13 protein-coding genes are annotated in these 14,088 nt (G+C 73.1%); 10 read left to right on the top strand and 3 right to left on the bottom strand.

Annotated elements, in window-relative coordinates; translation table 11 throughout:
• Positions 1–54: 54 nt before the first annotated feature.
• Genes ACTWPW_RS33490 through ACTWPW_RS33470 form a run of 5 tightly spaced genes read left to right on the top strand, consistent with a single transcriptional unit; the run spans position 55 to position 2,802 of the window.
• The gene (locus ACTWPW_RS33490) at positions 55–948 is read left to right on the top strand and encodes an LLM class flavin-dependent oxidoreductase (protein WP_443170942.1); all 894 of its coding nucleotides are present in this window, start codon (positions 55–57) and stop codon (positions 946–948) included.
• Between the two features lie 41 nt (positions 949–989).
• The gene (locus ACTWPW_RS33485; protein ID WP_375115706.1) at positions 990–1,484 is read left to right on the top strand and encodes a cupin domain-containing protein; all 495 of its coding nucleotides are present in this window, start codon (positions 990–992) and stop codon (positions 1,482–1,484) included.
• Entirely contained in the window at positions 1,484–2,131 is a 648-nt protein-coding gene (locus ACTWPW_RS33480) for an ArsR/SmtB family transcription factor (RefSeq protein ID WP_443170941.1), read from the top strand. The genes ACTWPW_RS33485 and ACTWPW_RS33480 overlap by 1 nt, the downstream gene beginning before the upstream one ends.
• A 52-nt stretch (positions 2,132–2,183) precedes the next feature.
• Entirely contained in the window at positions 2,184–2,501 is a 318-nt protein-coding gene (locus ACTWPW_RS33475; RefSeq protein WP_375115704.1) for a hypothetical protein, read from the top strand.
• 13 nt (positions 2,502–2,514) lie between these two features.
• Complete coding sequence (locus tag ACTWPW_RS33470; protein WP_375115703.1) at positions 2,515–2,802, top strand: hypothetical protein; 288 nt, start codon at positions 2,515–2,517, stop codon at positions 2,800–2,802.
• Between the two features lie 47 nt (positions 2,803–2,849).
• On the opposite strand, the gene ACTWPW_RS33465 is transcribed toward ACTWPW_RS33470, so the two are convergent.
• The gene (locus ACTWPW_RS33465) at positions 2,850–4,247 is read right to left on the bottom strand and encodes an alpha/beta fold hydrolase (protein ID WP_443170940.1); all 1,398 of its coding nucleotides are present in this window, start codon (positions 4,245–4,247) and stop codon (positions 2,850–2,852) included.
• Between the two features lie 229 nt (positions 4,248–4,476).
• Here ACTWPW_RS33465 and ACTWPW_RS33460 point away from each other — a divergent pair, with 229 nt between their 5' ends.
• Positions 4,477–5,706 (top strand): sensor histidine kinase, encoded by a 1,230-nt coding sequence (locus ACTWPW_RS33460; protein ID WP_443170939.1) that lies wholly within the window; start codon positions 4,477–4,479, stop codon positions 5,704–5,706.
• Positions 5,694–6,350, top strand: a complete 657-nt coding sequence (locus ACTWPW_RS33455) for a response regulator transcription factor (protein WP_375115700.1) — start codon at positions 5,694–5,696, stop codon at positions 6,348–6,350. The genes ACTWPW_RS33460 and ACTWPW_RS33455 overlap by 13 nt, the downstream gene beginning before the upstream one ends.
• Positions 6,351–6,437: 87 nt before the next feature.
• Here the strand turns inward: ACTWPW_RS33455 and ACTWPW_RS33450 are convergent, their stop codons facing one another.
• On the bottom strand, positions 6,438–8,654 hold the full coding sequence (locus ACTWPW_RS33450) for an MMPL family transporter (RefSeq protein WP_443170938.1): 2,217 nt from the start codon (positions 8,652–8,654) through the stop codon (positions 6,438–6,440).
• Between the two features lie 100 nt (positions 8,655–8,754).
• Between ACTWPW_RS33450 and ACTWPW_RS33445 the strand changes: the two genes are divergently transcribed.
• Positions 8,755–9,279, top strand: a complete 525-nt coding sequence (locus tag ACTWPW_RS33445) for a helix-turn-helix domain-containing protein (protein WP_364131824.1) — start codon at positions 8,755–8,757, stop codon at positions 9,277–9,279.
• A 26-nt stretch (positions 9,280–9,305) separates the two neighbouring features.
• On the opposite strand, the gene ACTWPW_RS33440 is transcribed toward ACTWPW_RS33445, so the two are convergent.
• Positions 9,306–10,403 carry an ROK family transcriptional regulator gene (locus ACTWPW_RS33440; protein ID WP_443170937.1) on the bottom strand — a complete coding sequence of 366 codons (1,098 nt, stop codon included), beginning with the start codon at positions 10,401–10,403 and terminating at the stop codon, positions 9,306–9,308.
• Positions 10,404–10,503: 100 nt separating this feature from the next.
• Between ACTWPW_RS33440 and ACTWPW_RS33435 the strand changes: the two genes are divergently transcribed.
• Positions 10,504–11,787, top strand: a complete 1,284-nt coding sequence (locus ACTWPW_RS33435; RefSeq protein ID WP_443170936.1) for a Gfo/Idh/MocA family protein — start codon at positions 10,504–10,506, stop codon at positions 11,785–11,787.
• 114 nt (positions 11,788–11,901) lie between these two features.
• A complete protein-coding gene (locus tag ACTWPW_RS33430; RefSeq protein WP_443170935.1) occupies positions 11,902–13,917 on the top strand; it encodes a hypothetical protein in 2,016 nt (671 codons plus the stop codon).
• Positions 13,918–14,088: the final 171 nt, after the last annotated feature.

Raw genomic sequence — 14,088 nt, 5'->3', positions numbered from 1 at the left:
CGGGGCGGCGCGGGAAGCTGGACGGCCCGCCGTCACCGGGTTATTCGGTGGAGCATGACAGAAACCACGACCCGCTTCGCCATCTCCCTCCCCCAGCAGGTCCGCGACGGCGCCTTCGACCCCGGCGCCTTCCGCGCCTACCTGCGCCGCGTGGAGGACCTGGGCTTCCACAGCGTCTGGACGCGCGAGGGGACGCTGTCGCCCATCCCCACCCTCGGCCCCATCGAGGTCATGACGTACGCCGCCGCCGCCACCGAGCGCCTGCGCATCGGCTGTGCCGTGTTCGTCAGCGTCCTGCACAACCCGCTGCACCTGGCCAAGAGCCTCAGCACCCTGGACCAGCTCAGCCAGGGGCGGCTGGAGGTGGGGTTCGGCCTCGGCGCCGCCGACATGCTGGCACCGTTCGGCGTGCCGCCCGAGGGGCGGGTGACGCGCTTCGTCGAGGGGATCGAGCTGATGAAGGCCTGCTGGACGGAGCCCAAGGTCGCCTTCCACGGCCGGTTCTGGCAGGTGGAGGCCGCGATGGAGCCCAAGACGTACCAGAAGCCGCATCCGCCGGTGTGGATCGGCGGGCACCAGCCCGCCGCGATCCGGCGCGCGGTCCGGCACGGTGACGGGTTCGTGGGGGCGGGCGGGGCGACCACGGCGGCGTTCGCCGAGCAGGTGCGTACGCTCAGGGCGGAGCTGGAGCAGGCCGGGCGCGACCCGGCGCGCTTCGGCGTCGCCAAGCGGGTCTACGTCTCCGTGGGCACGGAGGGCCGGATCGAGGAGCAGCTCCGCCGCATGTACGGCGGCGCGGACGTGGCCGTCACGGGCCCGCCGGAGGCGTGCGTGCGCGGCCTGCGCGAGGTGGTCGACGCGGGCGCGGGCCTGGTGCTGCTGGACCCGATGTTCGACGAGCCGGAGCAGCTCGAACGCCTCGCCACGGAAGTACTACCGGAATTGTGAGGACTATTCTAAGCTTCCTTGGAAAACTAGAGGAGGCGGAAATGTCCTATCCCGAACCCCGCTACTTCGGCGAGACCGGCGAGCACAGCGGCGTCTTCAAGCCGGCCGGCCAGGCGCCGGACCTGTCCATGGGCGCAGGCGGCACGCAGGTCCACTACCTCGCGACGGGTGGCTCCACGAACGGCGCCTACGGCCTCTACCGCTGGGACATGGGCCCGCGCCCGTCCGGGCCCGGCGCGCACTTCCACCGGACCATGACGGAGTCGTTCTACGTGCTGTCCGGCACGATCAAGCTCTACAACGGCGACAAGTGGGCCGACGGCAGGCCCGGCGACTTCCTGTTCCTGCCGGAGGGCGGCGTGCACGCCTTCAGGAACGAGTCGGGTGAGCCGGCCTCGATGCTGATCCTGTTCACGCCGGGAGCGCCGCGCGAGGCGTACTTCGAGGAGCTCGCCGAGATCGCCACCACCGGCCGGCAGCTCACCCCGGAGGAGTGGACCGAGCTGTACCTGCGCCACGACCAGTACATGGTCTGATGCCCGCGTTCCCGGAAGAGCCGATCTACGCGCAGCTCGCCCGCATCGGCAAGGCCCTGGCCAGCCCGGTGCGGCTGCGCCTGCTGGACGTGCTCGACCAGCGCGAGCGCACGGTCGAGGAGCTGGCGCAGGCGGCGGAGATCCCGCTCAAGAACACTTCGGCCCAGCTCCAGCAGCTCCGCGCCGCCAACCTGGTGACCAGCCGGCGGGAGGGCACGCACGTTCACTACCGGCTGGCCGACGAGGGGGTCTCGCGCTTCCTCGGGGAGTTCCAGGCGTTCGCGGACGGCCGGCTGGCCGACCTGCGCGAGGCCGTGCGCGCGCGGCTGGGCTCCCTGGAGGGCGTGACCGCCGACGAGCTGGCGGCCCGGCTGTCCGATCCGGGCACGGTGGTCGTCGACGTGCGTTCGGCGGCCGACTACGCGGCCGGGCACGTGCCGGGGGCGATCTCGGTGCCGGCGGCGGAGCTGCGCGACCGGCTGGCGGGGCTGCCGAGGGAGGCGGAGATCGTGGCGTACTGCGGGGGGCCGTACTGCGTGGTCTCCTCCGAGGCGGTACGCCTGCTGCGCGAGCACGGCTTCGACGCCCGCCCGCTGGACGGCGGCTATCTCGCCTGGAGGCGCGGGGAAAAACCATTGGAACGTTGAGTGACCATGCCATTACTGTGAGAGACGATCTCGACTCACAGAGGGAGGCACGGTGCACATCAGACGAGCCACCATGGCCGGCCTGCTGGCGGCCCTGACGCTGGGCGGGCTGGTCCCCGCCGAGACCGCGCAGGCCAGACGCCTGTACGACTTCGGCGCCCAAGGCGTGATCATCTGGAGCGAGCCGCGGGCGGGGTCGGGCCGCAACGGGCTCGGCTACGCGGGGCAGGGGTTCGAGGCGAACCGGTCGGAGGAGCACGGGCTCTACCGGTGCGACAACTTCGAGAGCACCCTGTGGCACCACGGCCGCAACGTGACCACCGGCGTCGTCGGCTGGGTCCCCGCCTGCAACCTCGCCGACCCGGACTAGTGGAGGCCCGCCGATGATCCGCCTCATCACCGCCACCGTCCTCGTTCTGAGCGCCCTGAGCGCTCCCGCCCACGCGGCCGGCGTGCCGACCTACACCTGCGACACCGTCCGCGGTGACCCGGGCGTGTCGGTGCTGTTCGGCCACTGCCACGCCTCGCCGGGCGCCGTGACCAACGGCCGCTTCAGCGGCGAGGCGATCGGGGTGGCCCACACGGTCCCGCTCAGGATCAAGTGCGTGAGCGGCGGCACGGCCGCCCTCCCCGAGGAGGTCACGCTGGTGGACTGCACGCAGATCAGCTGACCCGCGCCCCGGGGGGCGCGGTCCGCGCGCCCCCGGGGTCCACGGCCTCATTCGGCCGGGCAGACGGTGCCGGCCGGCGGCAGCTTCAGCTCGGTCAGGTACGCGGTCGCGTGCGCGATCGGGCACTTCCTGCCGCTGAGATACATGACGTGCCCGGGCCCGTCATAGCCCACGGTGACCGACCCCGGCACCATCCGGGTGAAGCGCTCCGTCCACGGGAAGTCCCCCTCCAGGGAGCCGACTCCCAGCACCGGCGGCACCCCGCGCACCTCCAGCGGGCGGGCCGGGTTGGCCACCTCCTCCGGCCAGCCGATGCAGCCCAGCGCGTCGAACGCGGCCCCGGCGAAGCTCGGCGCGACCTCGCGCAGCTGGCGGCGATGCTCCCTGAGCTGCCCGTAGCCGGTGTAGCCGCGCTCGTCGCCGCAGGTCATGGCCAGCATCCCGGGCATGGCCCACACGTGCGCGTTGCCGAGCACCCACTCGGCGAATCCGGACCCGTCACCGCGCCGCGCCCGGTCGACGGCCGTCGCCAGGGTCAGCCAGTTGGCGGCGTCCGGGCCGGGATCGGGGACGAAGCTGAAGCTGCGCAGGCGCCAGCCCGTCAGCTCGCCCGCACCGAACTGCTCCGACGTGACCGGGATCGGGTCGCGGTCGGCGGCGCGGGTGAGCTCGCGCCAGACCTCCGCGGCGTCCTCCCCGTGCAGCGCGCAGGCGGGCGTCTCCGCGCACCAGCGCCCGAACCGGGTCAGCGCCTCCTCCGCGCCGCGGAACGCCACCAGGCCGGCGGCCGGCCAGCCCTCGGTCTGGTTGATCACCCCGTCCACGTACATGGCCCGGATGCGCTGCGGGAACAGCCGGATGTAGGCGGCCGCGGCGACGCCTCCGTACGAGTTGGCCATGATGCTCAGCCGCTCCTCGCCCAGCGCCCGGCGGACGGCGTCCATGTCCCTGGCGACGGACAGGGAGTCCAGGTGCGCGAACAGGCCCGTGCGGTCGTCGGCCCGGCACGCGGCGAAGGCTCTGGCCATGGTCGCGGCCAGGGCGGCGTACTGCTTCCGGTCGCGGGGCTCGTACAGCGCGAGCGGGGCTCGGGCACACGAGGCGGGCATGGACTCGCGCCAGACGGTGGTGCGCGGCCGGTAGGCGACCAGGTCGAAGCGGCGGCGCAGCTCGGTGAGGTCGTCCGCCGCGTGCTTGAGGTCGTCGATGCCGTTGGCCCCGGGGCCGCCGGGCACTCCGAGCACGCTCCCGACGCGGCGCCCAGTAGTGGACCCGGTGGTGGGCAGGCGGGCCAGGTCCAGCCGGACCTTCGGGCCCTGGGGCCGGGCCCAGTCCACGGGCACCTCGATCGTGGCGCACTCCATCCCGGCCGGCACGTTCCCGCCCGCGCACGGCCGCCACGGGAGCCGGGGCGTCTCAGCGCTCGCCGGGGCGGTCAGCGTCATCGCCAGGACCCCAGCCACAGCCCCAGCCACAGCCACCGCCCCACTGATTCTGCCGAACATGTGTCTCCTCCATCCGACTTGTGATCACCTCCCCACCCTCGTTCGCGGGCCCGGCCGCGGACCACGGGGGCGTCCGCCGGATCCGTTCGGGACATCCCCCGGGGGCTCACCGGGTGGCCGTCCCCGGACGGGGTCGTCACGCTGTAGGGGAGGAGAGAGGAGCAAGCCGGTGCGGATCTGGCGCGAGCTCGCCTACACGCTGACGCTGCCGCTGCTGGCGGGCGTCGGCCTGGTCCACCTGGTCGTCGTGCTGCTGAGCGCGGTCGCCTCGGCCTACGTCGTCGGGCTGCCGGTGCTGGCGCTGTGCGTGCTGGGCGCCCGGCGGCTCGGCGCGGTCAACCGGGGGCTGGCCGGGAGGCTGGCGGGGGTGCGGGTGGCGGCGCCCGAGCCGTTCCGGCCCGGCCGGGGGCTGGTGAACCGGCTGGGTTCGGCGCTCGGCGACGTCACCGGCTGGCGAGCCCTCGTACACGCCTTCGCCCGGCTGCCCGCGGCCGTCCTCGCCGTCGCGGTGGCCGCCGGGTCGTGGGGGTTCGGGCTGGTCCTGCTCGCCTGCCCGCTGTGGTGGCGGACGTCCGCGATCCCGGTCCTGACGCCCGGCGGCTGGCCCGGCGCGCTGCTGATGAGCGCGGCGGGGGCGGTGCTGCTGCTCGTGGCCCCGTGGGCGGTGCACGTGGCGCTGGCCCCGGAACGGCTGCTGGCGCGTACGCTGCTCGGCCCGGCTCCCGGTCAGGCCCGCATCCGCGCGCTGGAGGAGACCCGGGCGCTGGCCGTGAACGACGCCGCCGCCGTGCTCCGCCGGGTCGAGCGCGACCTGCACGACGGCACGGCCGCCCGCCTGGTGGCCCTGGCCATGAGCATCGGCATGGCCAGGGAGGAGCTGGCCGCGGCCGACGACCCCGTCCGGCTCGACCGCGCCCGTACCCTCCTCGACGGCGCCCACCGCAACGCCAAGGAGACCCTGTCGGAGCTGACCGACCTGATCCGCGGCATCCACCCGCCCGCCCTCGACAAGGGCCTCGAGGTCGCCCTGGCCACGCTGGCCGCGCGCGGCCCGCTGCCCGTCGACCTCGACGCCGACCTGCCCGACCGGCCCTCGCCCGCCATCGAGACCATCGCGTTCTTCTGCACCACCGAACTGCTGGCCAACGTGGCCAAGCACAGCGGCGCCCGGCGGGCCGCCGTCCGGGTGCGGGCGGAGGACGGGCTGCTGCGCCTGCGGGTGTGGGACGACGGCGAGGGCGGCGCGGTGGTGGGTGCCGGGTCGGGGCTGCGGGGGCTGACCGACCGCGTACGGGTGGTGGACGGCGAACTGGTGATCCACAGCCCCGCCGGAGGCCCTACGGTGGTCACCGTCGACCTCCCGCTGCACTCCCGGACGGAGCAGGCATGCGCATCGTGATCGCCGAGGACGCCGTGGTGCTCCGCGACGGCCTGTGCCTGCTGCTCACCTCGCGCGGCCACGAGGTGGCGGCGGCCGTGGGCGACGGAGAGGCCCTGGTGGCGGCCGTGGCCGAGCACCGCCCCGACGTGGCCGTGGTCGACGTCCGCATGCCGCCGTCCCACACCGACGAGGGCCTGCGCGCCGCGATCCGGATCCGCCGCGACCACCCCGACCTGGGCGTGCTGGTGTTCTCGCAGTACATCGAGACCCGCTACGCCGCCCGGCTCCTCGCCGGCGGGGCGCGGGGGGTCGGCTACCTGCTGAAGGAGCGCGTCGCCGACGTCAGGGACTTCCTGACCGCCCTGGAGCGCGTCGCGGCCGGGGAGACGGTGCTCGACCCGGAAGTGGTCACCCAGATCATGGGCGCCAGCGGGCGCACCGACGCCCTCGCCCTGCTGTCGCCCAGGGAGCGGGAGGTGCTGGCCATGATGGCGCAGGGCCGCTCCAACAGCGCCATCGCCGAGGCGCTGTTCCTGTCGTACGGCTCGGTGGAGAAACACGTGACGCAGATCTTCACCAAGCTCGGCCTGGCGCCCTCGGACGGCGACCACCGCCGGGTGCTGGCCGTCCTGCGCTATCTCCAGGTAGGTTCCGGCTCGTGACCGTTCAACCCGAGGGGCCACGGTGCTGGTCGCCTGGCTGGGCACCCGGCGCGGCGAGGTGAGCGGCAAGGTCAGCCGGGGCCGACCCTAAACGCCCAGCTTGACCGGCTCCCGCCGCTCCACGGCGGGCGTGTCGTCCTCCTCGTGCCCCTCGACCGACAGGTTCGGCAGGATCCGGTCCAGCCACCGCGGGCACCACCAGTTGAGCCGTCCCAGCAGCACCATCGTGGCCGGCACCAGGAAGCCGCGGATGATCGTGGCGTCCACCGCGATGGCCACCGCGAGCCCCACGCCGAACGTCTTGACCATCGCATCCGGGTAGGCGATGAACGCCACGAACACCGCCACCATGATCAGCGCCGCCGACGTGATGACCCGGCCGGTCGAGCCGAGCCCCTCGGCCACCGACCGCGCGTTGCGCCCGTGCCGCAGGTACGACTGCCGCACCGCTGTCAGCAGGAACACCTCGTAGTCCATCGACAGCCCGAACAGCACCGCGAACAACATCAGCGGCACGTAGCTCTCGATCGGCACCGAGAAGAAGATCGTCTGTACGTACGAGGCGCTGGCCGGCGCGTCCATGCCCACCAGCCCGCTGCCCAGCCCGATCGAGAACACCATCGCCAGCGCCCCGAACGCGGCCCCCAGCGACACCAGGTTCATCACCGCCGCCTTGACCGCGATGACCGGCGCGCGGAAGGCCAGCAGCAGGAGCAGGGCGCTGAGCAGCACCACGACGCCGATCACGAGCGGGGTGCGCTCGGCCATCCGGTCCCCGGCGTCGGTCAGGGCCGCGACCTTGCCGCCGACGTGCACGTCCACGCCCGGCAGCGAGATGGCCCGGACGTCCCTGACCACTTGGGCGGCCCGGTCGTCGCTGGGAGCGTACTCGGTGACGGTCTGCAGCAGCACCGAGCGGCCGGAGGTGTTGACCTTGGGGTCGGCCACGTGGGCCACGCCCTCGACGGCCTTCACCTCGCGGACCAGGTCCTCGACGACGGGGTCCGCGGCGTCCGCCACCTTGGCGGGCAGCTCGGCGACCACGATCAGCGGCCCGTTGGAGCCGGGGCCGAAGCCGGTGGCCATGAGCTCGTACGCGCGGCGCGGCTCCGAGCCCTTCGTGCCGTACCCCTCGTCGAGCGCCCCGAGCTTGAGCGCCAGCGCGGGGGCGGCCAGCGCGCCCAGCACGACGACGCTGGCGAGCAGCACCTGCCACGGGCGGCGCGCCACCCACGACCCCAGGCCCGCCCAGCCGGAGCCGGACGAGCCGGCGCCGCGCAGGAACGGCACCTTGAGCGCGTTGACGCGGTGGCCGAGCAGCCCCAGCAGGGCCGGCACCAGCGTGATCGAGGTCAGCACGGCGGCCACGACCGAGATGCCGGTGACCCAGCCGAGCGTGGCCAGCAGGGGGAAGCCGGCCAGCATCAGGGCGCTCAACGCGATGATCACCGTGCCGCCGGCGAACACGACCGCCCCGCCCGAACTGGCCACGGTACGGCGGACGGACTCCGCGACCGGCACTCCTTCGGCCAGCAGCCGGCGATGGCGGGACAGCAGGAACAGCGCGTAGTCGATGCCCACGCCGAGCCCGATCATCGTGGCCATGATGCCGGCCTGCTTGGGCATGTCCACGACCCACCCGAGCAGCCCGATGATGCCGAGCCCCGAGGCCACGCTGACCAGCGCGGCGAAGATCGGGATCATCGCCGCCACCAGCGTCCCGAACGCGAACACCAGCACCAGCAGCGCGCACGCCACGCCGATGATCTCGCTCGGCCCCGTCTTGATCTCCTTGTCGGCGGGGGTGGAGCTGTCGGCGGGCACGACCTCCAGGCCGGCGGCCCGCGCCGGGTCCGCGGCCTTCGACAAGGCCTGCGTGGTCTCGGCGATCTTGTCGGAGTCGTTGCCCTCCAGGCGGATGGTGATGAGGCCGATCTGCAGGTTGGAGGCGATGCCGCCGACGCGGTACGGGGTGTCCACCCGCTCGACGTGCGGCATCGTGCGCAGCCGGTCGACGGACTGCTCCACAGCCTTCTTGCGGGAGTCCTCGGTGAGAGGGCCGTCGGCGGAGTAGAGGAGGAGTTGTACCGTTCCGCCCGTGGCGTAGCCGGAGCCGAAGCCCGTCTTCATCAGGTCGTGGGCGCGTTGCGCGTCGGTGCCGGGGATGCTGGCGTCGCTGCTGGTCGGGCTGGGGAAGGCCAGGCTGCCGCCGATCAGCGCGGCGGCCGCGAGCACCCAGCTGATCAGCACGATCCAGCCGTGTCGCGCGCACCAGCCACCCAGACGTCCCAGTAACCGCGTCATCGCTCAGTCCCCCGGCTCGACGACCGTCCTGTACGGTCGTACAGGACATACGATAAAACGGGAAATATCCGGAAGGTTGTCTTCCACAGGGAATGAGACGATGACCACACCCGACGACACCCGCACCCGGATCCTGGCCGCCGCCAGAGAGCTGTTCGCCGAGCGTGGCTACGCGGCGACGTCGCTGGCCGACATCGCCGCCGCCGTCGGCCTGACCAAGACCGCGGTCGCCTACCACTTCCACCCGAAGGACCGCCTGGCGGCCGAGCTGCTGTCGCCGGCGGCGGGTGACATGCTGGCGCTGCTCGACACCTCGTACGCGAGCCGGGGGGAGTTCGTCGAGGCGCTGGTCGGGTTCGCGGTGCGCTATCGCTCGGTGATCCGCCTGTTCATGGAGGACCTGGCCGCGGACGACGCCGCGACGACGCCGGGCTCGGAACGCGACACGGTCCGGACGTTCCGGGACGAGATCTACGCCAAGCTCGTGGGCGACGACCCCGGCCCGGAGGCCAGGCTCAAGAGCTGGGCGCTGCTGGGGGCGCTGCAGTGGGGCGCGGTCAGGACGATGGACCTGCCGGAGGAGCAGGTACACGCCGTCCTCCTCGAGGCCGCCCGGGCGTACTAGAGCCTCCTCGAGGCCGCCCGGGCGTACTACAGCCCGAGCACCTCGCGCTCGACGTGGTCGAGCGCCAGCCGTACCGCGCCGAGCGCCACCGCCTCGTCCCCGAACGTGGAGGCCACCACCTCCGGGGCGCTCACGCACAGCTCGGCCAGGTGCCGCCGCAGAGGTTCGAGCAGCACGTCACCGGCCCGCGCGTAGCCGCCGCCGAGCACCAGCAGGTCGGGGTCGATGGCCAGGGCCAGCGCCGAGGCGCCGACGGCCAGGTTCTCGGCGTAGCGGTCCACCCGCCGCAGCGCGTCGCGGTCGCCCGCCAGCGCCGCCTCGAACACCTCCGCCGCCGAGGCGTCCTTGACCAGCTCGCGGGCGGCGTCCTCCCAGCCGACCTGGCGCAGCGTGCCGATCTCGCCGGCGGCCCCGTTGCGCCCGGGATGCAGCCGCCCGCCGATCAGGACGCCGGCGCCCGCCCGGTGGCCGATCAGGACGTACACGACGTCGGAGGCGTGCTGCGCGCCGCCGCGCCAGTGCTCGGCCAGCGCGGCGAGGTTGGCGTCGTTGGCCGCCAGCGCGGTGCAGCCGAACCAGCGCCCGGCCAGTCCGGCCAGGTCCACGCCCGTCCAGCCGGGCAGCGTGATCGACAGGGACACGCGACCGCTGCGGTCCACGATGCCGGAGGTGCCCGCGGCCACGGCCCAGACCCGCCGGCGCGCCACGCCGGCGGCGTCCACGCACGTCAGCGCCGTACGCTCGGCCACCTCCAGCCGCTCGTGGGCCGCGGCGTCGCCGGAGACCCCGGCCCGCTCCCACGCGATCACCTCGCCGTTGAGGTCGGCCAGCGCGGCCACGATCGCCTCGGCGCCGATCTCCACGCCCACCACGTAGCCGGCGTCCGCGCGGAACCCGAACCGCCGCGCCGGCCGCCCCATCACGCCCTCGTCGGGCGGCACCTCCCGCACGTAGCCGCGCTCGCCCAGCTCGTCGAGCACCGCCTCCACCGTCTGCCTGGACAGCCCGGCGACGCGGCCGAGCTGGGTCAGCGTGGCCACGCCCGCGCGGCGCAGTGCTCTGAGCGTGACCTGAGTGTTCACTTTGCGCAGCAGCGACGCGTCACCCGGCCGGAGCTCGGTCACTTATGAGACCCTTTCCCATAACTTCCCTATTGACGACTACCAGCCCGGATCCTAGCATCGGCCGACATACGTGAATTGGTTACATAAATTGGAGGAAACGATGGTGACGCTCGCCGTCGTCGGCGCGGGTTCGCGGGGGACCTCCTATGCCCGCCACGCCGTCGCGAGCGGCCGGGCGCGGGTGGTCGCGGTGGCGGACCCGCTGGACGGCCGCCGCGGCAGGTTCCCCGGGGCCGAGCAGTACGCGGACTGGCGCGAGCTGGCCGCGCTCCCCCGCCGGGCGGACGCGGTGATCATCGCGACCCAGGACCGGGACCACGTCGAGCCCGCGGTGCGCTTCGCCGAGTTGGGCTACGACGTCCTGCTGGAGAAGCCGATGGCGGTCTCCGAGGACGACTGCCGGAAGATCGTGGCGGCCGCCGAGCGCTCCGGCGCGATATTCGCGGTGTGCCACGTGCTGCGTTACACCCCGTACACGCAGGCCCTGAAGGCGCTGCTCGACGGCGGGCGGATCGGCGAGATCGTCAGCGTGCAGCACCTGGAGCCGGTGGGGTGGTGGCACCAGGCGCACTCGTACGTGCGGGGCAACTGGCGGCGGACGGACGAGTCCACGTTCATGCTGCTCGCCAAGTCCTGCCACGACCTCGACTGGCTCGTCCACCTGACCGGCAGGCAGGTCACCCGCGTCTCCTCCTTCGGCGGCCTCAAGCACTTCCGCCCCGAGAACCGCCCGGACGGCGCCGCCGACCGCTGCCTCGACTGCGCGGTCGAGCCCTCCTGCCCGTACTCCGCCAGGCGCATCTACCTCCCGCTCGCGGGCAAGGAGGTCTGGCCGGTGTCGGTCCTCACCGACGACGTCTCCGAGCAGGGGTTGCTGGAGGCGCTCAGGACCGGCCCGTACGGCAGGTGCGTGTACGCCTGCGACAACGACGTGGTCGATCACCAGGTCGTGAACCTCGAGTTCGAGGGCGGCGGCACGGCGTCGTTCACCATGACCGGGTTCACCCCGGCGCTCCACCGGCAGACGCGGATCTTCGGCACCCGCGGCTCGATCGACGGCGACGGCGACCGCCTGACCGTCCACGACTTCGTCACCGGCCGCACCGAGACCGTCGAGACGTCCCCCACGGGCGACGCGACGGCCAGGGGCGGCCACGGGGGCGGCGACGAAGCGCTCGTCGAGGCGTTCCTCACGGCGGTCGCCACGAGGGACGGCTCGACGATCCTCTCCTCGCCCGGCGAGAGCCTGCACAGCCACCTCATCGCCTGGGCCGCCGAGCGGTCACGGCTGACCGGTGAGACCGTCTCCCTGGAAGGAACTCCCAGCGCCGGCGCCCGGGTCGTCTCCGGCTGTACGTCCGACGCCGGAAAGTCGCCGGATTGACCGCAGGCGCACTGAAGTAGCCGAAGAGCAGCCCATCGAGCCGTACGAACCGGAATACTGGTACGCCAGACTTTCATTTCACCCCTCCCCCCAGCACAGCAGGGAGTTCGTGCTTTGCGTACCTGGTTCGAGCCCGAGGAGGCCGAGGAGTTCGAGGCGGCCAAGACCGTGCTGATCCGGCGCTGCCTCTCCTGGGCGGGCCGGCACGGCCTCCCCGCCGACGACCTGCTGATCACCGCTGCCATCGACGCCCGCCACCAGAGCCGCGACGGCCGCCTGGCCTACTGGGACGCCCGCCAGATCCGGCGCTTCCTCCTGTCCTGGATCCCGCGTAACGTCGTGGCCCCGAGGGAGATCCTCGACACGGCCCCGGAGATCCTCCGCACCTACCTGCGCTACCTCGCCGCCACCGGCCTGCGCGACCCGCGCGGCGCCACGGAGGCCGAGACGGACCAGGCGATCACCCAGGCCGCCGCCGAGTTCCAGAAGGCCCTCGACGACCCCTACCGCCAGGGCCTGGCCAAGTTCTGGGCGCAGACGGCCCTCGACCACGGCCTCAACCTCACCGACCCCGGCACCTTCGAGGACTTCAAGAACGACCTCGATGCCGGCCGCATCCGCTACGACCAGGGCGTGCTCGACAAGATCCTGGAAGCCCGCCTCACGGAGTCGGCCCTGGACGCCGACGACGAACGCGCCTACGTCCAGCCCCCCATCGCCCTTCCCCCGGCCTCCGACCTCACCGAGGCCGCCGCCCACAGCAAGATCGTCCAGCGGCTCGTCACCCTGGCTGACTGGCTGGGCAAGGACGGCCGCCAGCTCACCAAGGCCGGCCACCTCCCCCTCACGGCCGCCCGCCGGCTGTCAGAGCTGCTCGGCACCGGCGAGGAGCGGTTGCACGTCCGCAGCAGCGCCGAGCTCCCGCACCTGAGCCTCCTCCTCGCCTGGGCGAAGGAGGCCCGCCTGATCCGCGTCAGCAAGGGCCGCCTCCTCCGCGTCGCCAAGGCCGCCCCTCTCCTCCGCGACCCGGAGGCGCTGTGGAGCCGCGCCTTCGCGGTGCTCCCCCACCTGGGCGGCGTGATCACCACCCCCGTCGCCACCTGGCGACCGGCCGCCCTGCTGGCGGAGCTCTTCGACGAGATCCTCCCGGACATCCTCAACACCCTGTACGGCATGGACGACATGCCGGTGACCCGCCTGGCGGAGACGGTGTGGCTGGCTTGCCAGACGTCCTTCGTCTTCGACGACGCCGAGCCCCACCTCCGGGACCTGTGGCGCGAACAGGTGGCCCATGACCTCGAAAGCACCTTCGCCGTCCTGTCCGACCTGGGCGCCGTGGAGCTGACCCGAGGCCCGGCGGACGAGCTCTACTCCAGCGACCTCGACCACGAGGACCAGGAGCTCCCCCCGGAGGCCGTGGACCGCCTCCGCACCGGCCTCGCGGCCCCCGACCTCCTCCTGGCCACCCTCACCCCCCTCGGCCTGCGCGCCGTCCGCGAACGCCTCCTGGAGGAAGGCCGCGACGCCCCTCTGATCGGCGAGCTCGCCACCGCCCCACCCGCCGAACTCCTGGGCGTCCTCACCCAGCACTACCCGCCCCAGGAAGCCGCCGCCGAACTCAACGCCTGGCTGTCCCACCCGGGCCAGGACGTCGAAACCCTCCTGGAGGCCATCAGAGCCTGCCCGTTCCGCACCCGCACCGCCGCCATGCTCAGCGTCCTCACCGAAACCCTCCCCCAGGGCCCCGCCCTCCTCCGCAGCCTCCGCCAAGACCCCATCCTCGGCCCCACCGCCCTGACCTTCCTCATGGACGAGGGCGAGATCGACCCGGGGACGCTCGGGGAGCGCGATCACCTGCTGCTGGGGGCGGAGAACTTCCTCACGTTGCTGGAGCTCGGGGGTCCTGAGCCGTTGATCGAGCAGCTCAGGGCCATGGCGGGGAAGGACGCGTACGAGTTCGCGGAGGCGGTGCTGGCCTCGGGGCACCACGATGCGGAGGGCCTGGCGGAGATGCGCGACCTGGTCGCCGAACCCTTGCGCGCCGGCCGCCACCGCCTCCGCCTGGTCCACAGCGCATCACCGGGCGAACGCGGCCGCCCCAAGGGCACAGGCAAGAAGCGCAGGCGCTGAGAGGGCTCCCAGTCCGAAAGGCAAGGCCTTCCACAAGGGGGCGCTGCGCGCCGTTCGGTTCCAGACAGCGCCTCCCAAGGGGGCTCCGCCCCCTTTCGATCCCCCGAAAACCCCGCTCGCTCGCGCTCGCCCCGTGCCCCCGGCCCCACGCAGGTTCGCTGGATCTAGGGG

The sequence above is a fragment of the Nonomuraea sp. KM90 genome (assembly GCF_052246675.1).
GTDB lineage: Bacteria > Actinomycetota > Actinomycetes > Streptosporangiales > Streptosporangiaceae > Nonomuraea.
Note: the sequence above shows the minus strand (reverse complement) of the source record. Positions and strands in the feature narration are given on the sequence as shown.

What these genes read in the sequence shown, in the direction of transcription:
- ACTWPW_RS33490 (WP_443170942.1), top strand. Translation starts at nt 55, where the DNA reads ATGACAGAAACCACGACCCGCTTCGCCATCTCCCTCCCCCAGCAGGTC.
- ACTWPW_RS33485 (WP_375115706.1), top strand. Translation starts at nt 990, where the DNA reads ATGTCCTATCCCGAACCCCGCTACTTCGGCGAGACCGGCGAGCACAGC.
- ACTWPW_RS33480 (WP_443170941.1), top strand. Translation starts at nt 1,484, where the DNA reads ATGCCCGCGTTCCCGGAAGAGCCGATCTACGCGCAGCTCGCCCGCATC.
- ACTWPW_RS33470 (WP_375115703.1), top strand. Translation starts at nt 2,515, where the DNA reads ATGATCCGCCTCATCACCGCCACCGTCCTCGTTCTGAGCGCCCTGAGC.
- ACTWPW_RS33465 (WP_443170940.1), bottom strand. Translation starts at nt 4,247, where the DNA reads ATGACGCTGACCGCCCCGGCGAGCGCTGAGACGCCCCGGCTCCCGTGG.
- ACTWPW_RS33455 (WP_375115700.1), top strand. Translation starts at nt 5,694, where the DNA reads ATGCGCATCGTGATCGCCGAGGACGCCGTGGTGCTCCGCGACGGCCTG.
- ACTWPW_RS33450 (WP_443170938.1), bottom strand. Translation starts at nt 8,654, where the DNA reads ATGACGCGGTTACTGGGACGTCTGGGTGGCTGGTGCGCGCGACACGGC.
- ACTWPW_RS33445 (WP_364131824.1), top strand. Translation starts at nt 8,755, where the DNA reads ATGACCACACCCGACGACACCCGCACCCGGATCCTGGCCGCCGCCAGA.
- ACTWPW_RS33435 (WP_443170936.1), top strand. Translation starts at nt 10,504, where the DNA reads ATGGTGACGCTCGCCGTCGTCGGCGCGGGTTCGCGGGGGACCTCCTAT.